Raw genomic sequence first — 11,484 nt, forward strand, 5'->3', positions numbered from 1 at the left:
CGTGACAAGGAGTACACATGCCGGCAACGAGCGCGACGGAGACGTTCCGGGCCGCCCGGGACTTCCTGCTGGACCACCGCGAGGAGTACGAACGGGCCTACGCGGGCTTCCGCTGGCCCCGGCCCGACCACTTCAACTGGGCGCTGGACTGGTTCGACGTCATCGCGGAGGGCAACGACCGGACCGCCCTGCACATCGTGGAGGAGGACGGCCGGCGCACCGAGGTCTCCTTCGCCGCCATGTCCGAGCGCTCGGCCCGGGCCGCCAACTGGCTGCGGAAGCAGGGTGTACGGGAGGGCGACCGGATCCTCGTGATGCTCGGCAACCAGGCCGAGCTGTGGGAGACCGCCCTCGCCGCGATGAAGCTGCGTGCCGTCGTCATCCCCGCCACCCCGCTGCTCGGCCCCGCCGATCTGCGCGACCGGGTGGAGCGCGGCCGGGTGGGCCATGTGCTGGTCCGGGACGCCGACACCGGGAAGTTCGACGAGGTGCCGGGGGAGTACACCCGGATCGCGGTGGGCGAGGAGGTGGCGGGGTGGCGGCCGTACGCCGAAGTGGCGGGCACCCCGGCCGACTTCACCCCGGACCGGCCGACGGAGGCCGACGAGCCGCTGATGCTCTACTTCACCTCCGGCACCACCGCCCGTCCCAAACTGGTCGAGCACACCCATGTCTCGTACCCTGTGGGCCACTTGGCGACGATGTACTGGATCGGGCTGCGCCCCGGCGACGTGCACCTCAACATCTCCTCGCCCGGCTGGGCCAAGCACGCCTGGTCCAACCTCTTCGCCCCGTGGACCGCCGAGGCCACCGTCTTCATCGTCAACTACACCCGCTTCGACGCCTCCCGGCTGATGGCCGAGATGGACCGCTCGGGAGTCACCAGCTTCTGTGCCCCGCCCACCGTCTGGCGGATGCTCATCCAGGCCGACCTGTCCCGGCTGAGGACGCCGCCGCGCGAGGTCGTGGCGGCGGGGGAGCCGCTGAACCCGGAGGTCATCGAGACGGTCCGGCGGGAGTGGGGCGTCACCATCCGCGACGGCTTCGGCCAGACGGAGACCGCCGTCCAGGTCGCCAACAGCCCCGGCCAGCCGCTCAAGACCGGCTCCATGGGCCGCCCGAGCCCGGGCTTCACCGTGGAGCTGCTCGACCCGGTCACCGGCCGGCCGGGGGTGACCGAGGGCGAGATCGCGCTCGACCTCTCCACGCACCCGGTGGGCCTGATGACCGGCTACCACGGCGACCCGGAGCGTACGGCCGAGGCGATGGCGGGCGGCTACTACCGCACGGGCGACATCGGGGCGCGCGACGAGGACGGCTACATCACCTACGTGGGCCGCAGCGACGACGTCTTCAAGTCCTCCGACTACAAGATCTCGCCCTTCGAGCTGGAGAGCGCCCTGCTGGAGCACGAGGCGGTGGCCGAGGCCGCCGTCGTGCCCGCCCCCGACCCGCTGCGGCTCTCCGTCCCGAAGGCGTACGTCGTGCTGGCGGCGGGGTGGGAGCCGGGCCCGGAGACGGCGAAGGTCCTCTTCGAGCACTCGCGGGCGGTCCTCGCCCCGTACAAACGCCTCCGCAGGCTGGAGTTCGCGGAGCTGCCCAAGACCGTCTCCGGCAAGATCCGCCGCATCGAGCTGCGCGAACGCACCGCCCGAGGCGCCGGAGCGGGAACCGAGTTCGACGAGGGGGACCTGAAGTGAGCGAGTCGACCCAGGGGAGCGGCCCGGCGTACGCGCACGGCACCGGCACCACCGCCCTGCTCGGGGACACCATCGGCCGCAACCTGGACCGGACGATCGCCGCCCACGGGGAGCGCGAGGCCCTGGTCGACGTGGTCTCCGGGCGCCGCTGGACGTACACGGAGTTCGGCGCCGACGTCGACGAGCTGGCCCGGGCCCTGATGGCGTCGGGGGTGGAGAAGGGCGACCGGGTCGGCATCTGGGCGGTCAACTGCCCCGAGTGGGTGCTCCTCCAGTACGCCACCGCCCGCATCGGTGCCGTCATGGTGACCATCAACCCCGCCTACCGGGCGCACGAGCTGGAGTTCGTCCTCAAGCAGGCGGGCATCTCCCTGCTGGTCGCCTCCCTCGCCCACCGCACCAGCGACTACCGGGCCCTCGTCGGAGAGGTGCGCGCCGACTGCCCCGCCCTGCGGGCCGTGCACTACATCGGCGACCCGTCCTGGTCCGAGCTGACGGCCACCGCACCGGCCGTCACCCGGCACCAACTCGCGGCGCGCGAGGCCACGTTGTCGTGCGACGACCCGATCAACATCCAGTACACCTCGGGTACCACCGGCTTCCCCAAGGGTGCCACCCTCTCCCACCACAACATCCTCAACAACGGCTATTTCGTGGGGGAGACGATCGCCTACACGGAGGCCGACCGGATCTGTCTGCCGGTCCCCTTCTACCACTGCTTCGGCATGGTGATGGGCAATCTCGCCGCCACCTCGCACGGTGCCTGCATGGTGATCCCGGGCCCCTCCTTCGAGCCCGCCGACGTGCTCGCCGCCGTCCAGCAGGAGCGGTGCACCTCGCTCTACGGCGTCCCCACGATGTTCATCGCGGAGCTGAACCTGCCGGACTTCGCCGGGTACGACCTCTCCTCGCTCCGCACCGGGATCATGGCCGGTTCCCCCTGCCCGGTCGAGGTGATGAAGCGGGTGGTCGCGGAGATGCACATGGAGGAGGTGTCCATCTGCTACGGCATGACGGAGACCTCGCCCGTCTCCACCCAGACCCGCCGCGACGACGACCTGGAGCGCCGCACCGGCACGGTGGGCCGGGTGCTGCCGCACATCGAGGTCAAGATCGTCGATCCGGCGACCGGTACCACCGTGGAGCGCGGCACGCCGGGCGAACTCTGCACCCGGGGCTACAGCGTGATGCTCGGATACTGGGACCAGCCCGACCGCACCGCCGAGGTGATCGACGCGGGCCGCTGGATGCACACCGGGGACCTCGCGGTGATGCGCGAGGACGGCTGTGTCCAGGTCGTCGGCCGGATCAAGGACATGATCATCCGGGGCGGCGAGAACGTGTACCCGAGGGAGATCGAGGAGTTCCTGCACGGCCACCCGAAGATCGCGGACGTCCAGGTGGTCGGGGTGCCGGACGAGCGGTACGGGGAGGAGATCCTGGCCTGCGTCATCCCCCGCGACCCGGCCGACCCGCCGGAGCTGGAGGAGATCGCCGCGTACTGCCGGGAGCGGCTGGCCCACTACAAGATCCCGCGCAGGCTGCGGGTGCTGGACGCGTTCCCGATGACGGTCAGCGGGAAGGTCCGAAAGATCGAACTGCGGGAGACATACGCCGGCTGAGGGCCGCCACCGCCCGTCCCACGCCCTGCGGTGACCGCCGGTCGCCGAGGACCGGCCCGCCGTACGACGGCTGCCGGGGCCGCACACGGTCCCGGCAGCCGGTCAGGCGGCTTCGATGATGTCGGACCCGACCGGCCGGGTCGCCGCCGCCCACTCGACGAGCAGCACCTCGTACGTCGCGGACTCCACGGCGGACCAGTCCTGGCCCGCACGCGAGTCCACGAGCGCGCGGATGGCCTCGTTCGCCCGGGCGGCGGACGCGACGGCGGGCTCCAGGGCATGACGGGGAGTTAAATCCATGCCCTCAGTTTACGGGGCGCCACTGACAGCGACCGCCGCCGCTCCCGCCGCTGCGGAGGAAGTGACGGAAGTCTCGGAGGGCGGCGCGGGCGGAGCGGTGGCCGAGGAGGCCGGGGGCGGCACCGAGGGCGCCGCCGCCGGGCCGGCGGGCAGCAGGTCGCGCCGCATGCAGACCCGTGGCCAGCGGTCCAGACCGTGCTGGGCCTCCTCGCCCCGGATCGTGCGCAGTCCGTCCGTGAGGTCGCTCTCGGCCAGCACGCGGAAGCCGATGCGCGCGTAGTACGGGGCGTTCCACGGCACGTCGCTGAAGGTGGTCAGCGTCAGGGCGGTGAGCCCCTGCCCGGGTGCGAGGTGGGCGAGGTGGTCGATGAGCGCGCGGCCGATGCCCCGGCGGGCGGCGGCCGGGTCCACCGAGATCTGCTCGATGTGCAGGGCCCCGTCGACGGGGTCGGCGACGACATAGGCGAGCGGCCGGTCGCCGGTGGTGGAGAGGGGGGCGGTGGCCACCCAGCACCGCCCGGCCCGCCGGTAGTTCTCCAGCAGGTCGAGCGGGGGCGGATCGTCGTCGGCCACGGAGGTCATGCCGAGGGTGCGGAAGGGTTCCCCTGCGGCGCGCTCGATGTCCTGGAGCAGGCGGAGATCCGAGCGTCTGGCGGAGCGGATACGCATGTACTCAGTGTGCCGCGCCGGGCGGGGCGCCGGTACGGGGTGGCCCGAAAACGTCCCCCGGGAACCGGCCCCGCCCTCACGCCCCCGTGCTGACCAGTTCGTCCGCCGGGCTGTTCACCGGCTGGGGTGTCCCGTCCAGGTCCATCACGAAGAGCGGGAGGCCGATCCCGTCCGCCCGGGCCCGCGCCTCGGCCACGTACCCCGCGAGGGAGAAGAACACCCCGGCCGCCGACGCGCCCAGGGCGTTCAGCCAGAGGCACTCCACCGCGCGCAGTTCCACCGGCCGGGTCGTGGCGTCGACCTGGGCGACGAGCCCGGTGGCCCGCAGGTCGATCCCGCCCGCGGGCCGCGTCCGGGGCCGGGCCACCTCCCGGTAGCCGAGCCAGGTGAGATAGAGGGCGGCCGCGCTCACCGCGTCATGGCCGGTACGGATCGTGCGCGGCCGGAACGTGGGGCGCGGGTGGGCGGCGGTGCGCGGCAGCGGGATGTGAGCCGGAGCGGCGGGCCCCGGTGGGGCGGCGGGCTCGTCCACCGGGCGCACCGGTATCCGCAGCAGGGTCCCGCACGGGCAGCACAGCTCCGGCTGCGGCCACTGGTCGCGCCGGTCGCAGGCGGTGCAGCGGACGGTGACCCAGTCCTCGTCCCAGGTGCGCCGCACGACCTGGACCGCCGGGGCGCCGGGCAGCAGCGGCGGCGCGGTGGGCGCTCCGCACGGGCACGGGTAGGCCGGTGCGGCGTAGGTGTGTTCCCGGCTGCAGACCGGACACCGGACCGGCACGGATTTCACGTTGCTCTCCCTCCGGCACGGCTCCGCGCAGCCGCGTCCTCGTCCGGCGCGGGCGTGCGGAACGGCGTCCTCCACCCGGCACGCCCCGCGCGACGGCTGCGCTCCGTGCCTCCCTCGTCACCCCATCGTCCACCAGGAGCGAGGTTCTGGGGAGGGAATCGGCGTACTTGACGGCGATCCCCCCGCGTTTTAGATTGCTTCCGTATAGCAGAACTAAATTTCCGCAATACGGAATTGGTGCTCTCAGGTGGCGCGACAGAGCCCGACTCCACCGATCCCGAGCAGGAGCACTCAATGCCTCGTATGACCGCTGCCCGTGCGGCAGTTGAGATCCTCAAGCGCGAAGGCGTCAGCAACGCCTTCGGCGTGCCGGGAGCGGCGATCAACCCCTTCTACGCGGCTCTCAAGGCGGCCGGAGGGGTTCACCACACCCTGGCCCGGCACGTCGAGGGCGCCTCCCACATGGCGGAGGGCTACACCCGGGCCAAGGCGGGCAACATCGGCGTCTGCATCGGCACGTCGGGCCCGGCGGGCACCGACATGATCACCGGTCTCTACTCCGCCATCGCCGACTCCATCCCGATCCTCTGCATCACCGGCCAGGCCCCCACGGCCGTCCTGCACAAGGAGGACTTCCAGGCCGTCGACATCGCCTCGATCGCCAAGCCGGTCACCAAGGCGGCGACCACCGTCCTGGAGGCCGCCCAGGTCCCCGGCGTCTTCCAGCAGGCCTTCCACCTGATGCGCACCGGCCGCCCCGGCCCGGTCCTGATCGACCTGCCGATCGACGTCCAGCTCACCGAGATCGAGTTCGACCCCGAGCTGTACGAGCCCCTCCCGGTGCAGAAGCCCGCCGCCTCCCGCAAGCAGATCGAGCGGGCCGTGGAGCTGCTGAACGCCTCCGAGCGCCCCCTGCTCGTCGCGGGCGGCGGCATCATCAACGCCGACGCCTCCGAACTGCTGGTGGAGTTCGCCGAGCTGACCGGCGTCCCCGTCGTCCCGACCCTGATGGGCTGGGGCATCCTCCCCGACGACCACGAGCTGAACGCGGGCATGGTCGGCCTGCAGACCTCCCACCGCTACGGCAACGCCAACTTCCTGGAGTCCGACTTCGTCCTCGGCATCGGCAACCGCTGGGCCAACCGCCACACCGGCAAGCTGGACGTCTACACCCAGGGCCGCACCTTCGTCCACGTCGACATCGAGCCCACCCAGCTCGGCAAGATCTTCGCCCCCGACCTCGGCATCGCCTCCGACGCCAAGGCCGCGCTGGAGCTCTTCGTCGAGGTGGCGCGCGAGCTGAAGGCGGCGGGGAAGCTGACGGACCGCTCGGTCTGGGCCGCCTCCACCCAGGAGCGCAAGGCGACCCTCCAGCGCCGCACCCACTTCGACAACGTGCCGCTCAAGCCGCAGCGCGTCTACGAGGAGATGAACCGGGCGTTCGGCCCGGAGACCCGTTACGTCACCACCATCGGCCTCTCCCAGATCGCCGGTGCCCAGATGCTGCACGTCTACAAGCCGCGCCACTGGATCAACTGCGGCCAGGCGGGCCCCCTCGGCTGGACGATCCCGGCAGCGCTCGGGGTCGCCACCGCCGACCCGGAGGGCACGGTCGTCGCCCTCTCCGGCGACTACGACTTCCAGTTCATGCTGGAGGAGCTGGCCGTGGGCGCCCAGCACCGGATCCCCTACGTCCACGTCCTGGTGAACAACTCCTACCTGGGGCTCATCCGCCAGGCGCAGCGCAACTTCGACATCGACTTCCAGGTCAACCTGGAGTTCGAGAACCTCAACTCCCCGGAGCTGGGCGTCTACGGCGTCGACCACGTCAAGGTCGTCGAGGGCCTGGGCTGCAAGGCCATCCGGGTCACCGAGCCCGACCAGCTGCTGCCCGCCTTCGAGGAGGCCAAGAAGCTGGCTGCCGAGTTCCGGGTCCCGGTCGTCGTCGAGGCGATCCTGGAGCGGGTCACCAACATCGCGATGAGCGGCACCGACATCGCCTCGGTCAACGAGTTCGAGGACATCGCCACGGACCCGTCGCACGCCCCCACCGCGATCCGCCCGCTGACGGTCTCCTGACGGAACGTCACCCCGAGGCAGGCCCCCGTACCGGATTCCGCTCCGGGGCGGGGGCCTTCGCCCTGCCGGACCCGGGGCACGGGAGTACAGTCGCCGTACCGGGCCGCAGGGCGAAGGGCGGGAGCGACCATGGCCGACTACCACCGCGGTGAACTCGCCGTGCAGCACCGGGCCGGGCTGCGCGACCCGGCGGCCGGTTCGCTGCGGGCCATCCGGGACGCGGTGCCCGAGGCCGCCGCGCTCTTCCTCGCCCGCCAGCCGATGATCGTCATCGGCGCCGCCGACGCCTCCGGCCGGCTCTGGAGCACGCTGCTCACCGGCGCCCCCGGCCTCCTCTCCGTGTCGGACCCCCGCACCCTGACCGTCGCCGCCCTGCCCGCCGACGACGACCCGCTCGGCGCGGTGCTCCGGGAGAGCGGCACCCGGGTCGGCATGATCGCCATCGAACCGGCGACCCGCCGCCGCATCCGCCTCAACGGGGTCGCGCGGCCCGAGGGCGGCGGCGTACGGATCGCCCTCGACCAGGTGATCGGCAACTGCCCCAAGTACCTGCAGAAACGGGCGTACGCCCTGCTCCCCCCGGACCGGGGCGGCCGCCGCACGGCCGTCCGCAGGGGCGAGGCGCTGACCGCCGTCCAGCAGCTCACCCTCGCCACCGCCGACAGCTTCTTCATCGCCACCGCCTCCCCGGACGGCGACGCCGACGCCTCGCACCGGGGCGGCAACCCCGGCTTCCTCCAGGTGCTCTCGCCCACCCGGCTGCGCTGGCCCGACTACGCGGGCAACGCCATGTTCCTCACCCTGGGCAACCTCGAACTGAACCCGGGCGCAGGGCTGTTGGTGCCCGACTGGGAGACCGGCGATCTCCTCCAGCTCTCCGGCACCGCCCGCACCGTCTGGGACGGCGCCGAGGCGGCCGCCGTACCGGGGGCGCAGCGCCTGGTGGAGTTCCGCGTCGAGGCCGTCCAGGAGACGCGGGACGCGGTGCGGCTCCGCTGGAATGACCCCGACTTCTCGCGCTTCAACCCGCCGGTGGTGCAGCGGTAGTCGGGCGGTCGGTGCCCGGATGCGCCGGAGTGGTTCAGCAGCACGGGCAGCCCTGTACGGCCTCCGTCCCGGCTCCCGCCACCGCCGCCCGCTCCCCGGCCCCGCCCCCCGTCTTCTGCTCCAGCAGCCCGGCCACCACCGCCTCCAGGCCCTTGCGGTGGTCGTCCCGCGCGGTCAGCCCGGCCCACCGGCTGCCGACCGCGTTCAGCCGCGGGAAGTCCACCGAGTCCAGGATTTCCAGGGCGTGTTCGCGGTGCTCCGGCCGCTCGGCCCGCGCCTGGACGCGCTCCCTGCCCGCCCGGATGGCGAGGACCCCCGCGGTGTAGTGCCAGATCACGCGGTACGCGTACACGGCGTCCTCCAGGGCCATCCCGCACTCGACCGCCGCGTCCACGATGTTCTCCACGATCCACGGCGCGGACTCGCTGACGAAGTCGTCGAAGGAGAGCACCTCCGCGATCCACGGGCAGTCCGCGAGCAGGTCGTGCAGCACCTGGGCGGAGGCGAGGAGCCGGGTGCGCGGGTCGCTCGGCAGCACGGGGCGCGGGTAGCGCCGGGCGTGCGCGTCGAGCAGCAGCAGGAGCAGCTCGTCCTTGTCCTGGACGTGGTGGTAGAGCGCCATGGCCGTACTGGACATCTCCCGCGCCAGCCGGCGCATGGAGAGCCGCTCCGGACCCTCCGTGTCGAGAATGCGCTGTGCGGCGACGAGGATCGCCTCCTGGGAGAGGCGGGGCGGGCGGCCGGTCCGGCCGGAGCGTTGTCCGCTGGGCTCCATACATTCATCTTTCTTCGCGAGGCAACCTGCGAACCGGCCGGATCGGGCCGAATTTTCCGGCCATGGGGGCGAATCCGTGTCCAGGGCAGGGAAGGCGGGGGCATATGCCGTTCGGGCGAATAGCTTGGAAGGAAAGCTTGACAGAAGCGTGCTGCACATAAACTGGACGGCCGGGGTATATCCGGCCATCCCCGATGACGTGCGCGAACGCGTCGGGATCACCTCGCGAACCGCCACAGAGCCGCCCCTCAGGGCGAGTTGGACCCTTGAGGCGGCGCGGAAAAGACGTCAGTGACAACCCACTATCGCCCCGCTACTGTTACCTTACGCGTACGTTTCAGGGATACAGGAATGGCCGGAAGAGAGGCGCCTGAAGTGGTCATCGACGGCGAGGCCGTGTTGATCTTCGGGGCGAGTTCGGATCGGAATAGGAATTGTGCCGCCCCGAATCCCGTCGGGTGTCTGCATTCCACCCGATGTCCTTCGACCCGCCGGGAAACCGCCGGGGAGACGGCCACCCGGATCGTGATTCCGCGGATGTGTCCGGCTCACCGGCCCTGAGCCGTGCGTGCCCGGATGCCGGGCACGACCACCCGGAGCCGCCCCATGGGTCCGGAGCTCCGTCGCGGCGCCTCCCGGGGCGCCCCACCGGGACCTGGCGCGAGCCGCACCCCGGACACCGGCTGCCGGCCACCGTACCGAGACGGTGCCGTGCGCACGCAACACGATCACAGGAGGCGACCGAGTGTTGGCCACGTCGGGGGAACCGTTGCGCATACAGCTCTTGGGGCCGGTACGTGTCTGGCGGGACGGCCAGGAGGTGCCTCTCGGCCCTCCCAAACAGCGCGCGGTGCTCGCCCTGCTCGCCAGCCGGGCGGGCGAGGTGGTCGGGGTCGACCACATCATCGACGCCCTCTGGGACGGTGACATCCCGCAGACCGCGACGAACGGCGTCCACACCTATGTGGCCGGGCTGCGCCGCGCCCTGGAACCCGGGCGCGGGAGACGGGCGGCCGGGTCGATCCTCACCTCGGTCTCCGGCGGCTACTGCCTGCGGATGGACCCCGAGCAGGTGGACGCCACGCTCTTCGTCCGGCGCCACGCACGGGCCCGCAGAGCCCGGGCCGGGGGAAGCCCGGACGAGGCCGTACAGCGGTACGAGGAAGCCCTCGCGCTCTGGCACGGCGACGCGTACGCGGGGGTGCCGGGCCCCTTCGCCGCCGTGGAGCGCACCCGGCTGCGGGACCTGCGGCTGACCGCCGTCGAGGAGTGGGCCGCCGACATGCTGGAGGCCGGCCGCCACGCGGAGGCGGTCACCGAACTCTCCGCCGCCGTGGGCGAGGAGCCGCTGCGCGAGAAGCTGCGCTGGCTGCTGATGCTCACCCTCTACCGCAGCGGCCGCCAGGCACACGCCCTGGCCGTCTACACCGAGACCCGGCGGCTGCTCAACCGGGAGCTGGGCATCGAACCCGGCGCCGAACTGCGCAGCCTCCACCAGCAGATGCTGGCCGGCCACCCCCGGCTCGGCCGGGGCGGCGGACCGGCCGGGCCACCCCGCCCCTTACGTCCCGCGAGCACCGCCCCCGACCTCTCCCGTCCGGTCCAACTCCCTCCGCAGGCAAGGGGATTCGTCGGCAGAACCCGAGAACTGGACCAACTCGCCGACCTGTTGGACGACGAGCGGGGCGGATACGGTGCCGGCACCCCCATCGCCGTCGTCGACGGGCCCCCGGGCGTGGGCAAGACGGCGTTCGTGCTGGAGCTGGCCCACCGGCTGCTGGACCGCTTCCCGGACGGACAGCTCTATGTGGACCTGTGCGGCACGGGCCGCCAGGGGAGACCGCTGACCGCCTCGGACGCCCTGGAACAGCTGCTGGCCAGCCTCGGTGTCGAGCGCTCCCGGATGCCCGCCGACGCGGCCGGGCGCACCACGCTCTACCGGAGCCTGCTGCACGGCCGCCGGATGCTCGTGGTGCTGGACGAGGCGCTCGGCGCCGACCAGTTGAGGCCTCTCATACCGCGCGGCTCGTCCTGCGTGCTGGCCACCAGCCGGCAGCGGTTCAGCGGACTGGCCGCCCGCGACGGCGCCCACGTCCTCACGATGGGCCCGCTCGCCGACCACGACGCGGTGACCCTGCTCACCAGCCTCTGCGGCGGCAGGCTCCGGGCCCAGGAGACGGCCGCGGTGCGGCTGGTACGGCTCTGCGCCGGACTGCCCCTGGCCCTGCGCATCGCCGCCGAGGAACTGGCCGCCAACCCCGCCGTCCCGCTCGCCGTCCTCGTCGAGGGGTTCGCCACCGCCTGCGCGGAGCGCGAGTCGCCCCGGCACCGCGAGGCGGCCCTGATCCGGCTGGTCGAGTGGGAGGCCGGAACCGGGCGGTCGACCCCGGCGCCACCGACCCGCGTGCGGGCGGGCCTCCGCACCGCGGCCCTGCGCTGACGTGCGAGAGCCGAAGGCCGGTGGGGCGGACCCGGAGAGCCGAGCCCGCCCCACCGGCACCTCCG

At 72.4% G+C, this 11,484-nt stretch carries 9 protein-coding genes; 5 read left to right on the forward strand and 4 right to left on the reverse strand.

From position 1 onward, the window contains the following. Nucleotides 1–17 precede the first annotated feature (17 nt). Entirely contained in the window at nt 18–1,700 is a 1,683-nt protein-coding gene (locus ACQ9ZG_RS27950; RefSeq protein ID WP_109916772.1) for an AMP-binding protein, read from the forward strand. Continuing rightward, nucleotides 1,697–3,322 (forward strand): AMP-binding protein, encoded by a 1,626-nt coding sequence (locus ACQ9ZG_RS27955; protein ID WP_109916773.1) that lies wholly within the window; start codon nt 1,697–1,699, stop codon nt 3,320–3,322. Before ACQ9ZG_RS27950 ends, ACQ9ZG_RS27955 begins: the two co-directional genes overlap by 4 nt. Nucleotides 3,323–3,424: 102 nt before the next feature. On the opposite strand, the gene ACQ9ZG_RS27960 is transcribed toward ACQ9ZG_RS27955, so the two are convergent. From ACQ9ZG_RS27960 to ACQ9ZG_RS27970, 3 genes are all read right to left on the reverse strand, one after another. Then, on the reverse strand, nt 3,425–3,622 hold the full coding sequence (locus tag ACQ9ZG_RS27960) for a hypothetical protein (RefSeq protein WP_028418196.1): 198 nt from the start codon (nt 3,620–3,622) through the stop codon (nt 3,425–3,427). Nucleotides 3,623–3,631: 9 nt separating this feature from the next. Continuing rightward, nucleotides 3,632–4,291, reverse strand: coding sequence for a GNAT family N-acetyltransferase (locus ACQ9ZG_RS27965; protein WP_499281342.1), 660 nt, complete (start codon nt 4,289–4,291; stop codon nt 3,632–3,634). 76 nt (nt 4,292–4,367) lie between these two features. Then, on the reverse strand, nt 4,368–5,078 hold the full coding sequence (locus ACQ9ZG_RS27970) for a hypothetical protein (RefSeq protein ID WP_018491548.1): 711 nt from the start codon (nt 5,076–5,078) through the stop codon (nt 4,368–4,370). A gap of 294 nt (nt 5,079–5,372) precedes the next feature. Between ACQ9ZG_RS27970 and gcl the strand changes: the two genes are divergently transcribed. Both gcl and ACQ9ZG_RS27980 read left to right on the forward strand, forming a co-directional pair. Continuing rightward, nucleotides 5,373–7,157, forward strand: a complete 1,785-nt coding sequence (gcl, locus tag ACQ9ZG_RS27975) for a glyoxylate carboligase (RefSeq protein WP_109916639.1) — start codon at nt 5,373–5,375, stop codon at nt 7,155–7,157. Nucleotides 7,158–7,286: 129 nt separating this feature from the next. Beyond that, the gene (locus ACQ9ZG_RS27980) at nt 7,287–8,204 is read left to right on the forward strand and encodes a pyridoxamine 5'-phosphate oxidase family protein (protein ID WP_109916638.1); all 918 of its coding nucleotides are present in this window, start codon (nt 7,287–7,289) and stop codon (nt 8,202–8,204) included. Nucleotides 8,205–8,238: 34 nt separating this feature from the next. Here the strand turns inward: ACQ9ZG_RS27980 and ACQ9ZG_RS27985 are convergent, their stop codons facing one another. Then, entirely contained in the window at nt 8,239–8,979 is a 741-nt protein-coding gene (locus tag ACQ9ZG_RS27985) for a TetR/AcrR family transcriptional regulator (protein WP_028418201.1), read from the reverse strand. Between the two features lie 820 nt (nt 8,980–9,799). Here ACQ9ZG_RS27985 and ACQ9ZG_RS27990 point away from each other — a divergent pair. Further along, on the forward strand, nt 9,800–11,419 hold the full coding sequence (locus ACQ9ZG_RS27990) for an AfsR/SARP family transcriptional regulator (protein ID WP_499281343.1): 1,620 nt from the start codon (nt 9,800–9,802) through the stop codon (nt 11,417–11,419). Nucleotides 11,420–11,484 lie beyond the last annotated feature (65 nt).

Origin of the sequence: Streptomyces araujoniae (assembly GCF_050871195.1) — a bacterium.
In the GTDB taxonomy this organism is placed as follows: Bacteria; Actinomycetota; Actinomycetes; order Streptomycetales; family Streptomycetaceae; genus Streptomyces; species Streptomyces bacillaris.

Bases quoted from the DNA above. Each gene is read 5' to 3' on its own strand.
- ACQ9ZG_RS27980 (WP_109916638.1), top strand. From the start codon at position 7,287: ATGGCCGACTACCACCGCGGTGAACTCGCCGTGCAGCACCGGGCCGGG.
- ACQ9ZG_RS27960 (WP_028418196.1), bottom strand. From the start codon at position 3,622: ATGGATTTAACTCCCCGTCATGCCCTGGAGCCCGCCGTCGCGTCCGCC.
- ACQ9ZG_RS27950 (WP_109916772.1), top strand. From the start codon at position 18: ATGCCGGCAACGAGCGCGACGGAGACGTTCCGGGCCGCCCGGGACTTC.
- gcl (WP_109916639.1), top strand. From the start codon at position 5,373: ATGCCTCGTATGACCGCTGCCCGTGCGGCAGTTGAGATCCTCAAGCGC.
- ACQ9ZG_RS27985 (WP_028418201.1), bottom strand. From the start codon at position 8,979: ATGGAGCCCAGCGGACAACGCTCCGGCCGGACCGGCCGCCCGCCCCGC.
- ACQ9ZG_RS27965 (WP_499281342.1), bottom strand. From the start codon at position 4,291: ATGCGTATCCGCTCCGCCAGACGCTCGGATCTCCGCCTGCTCCAGGAC.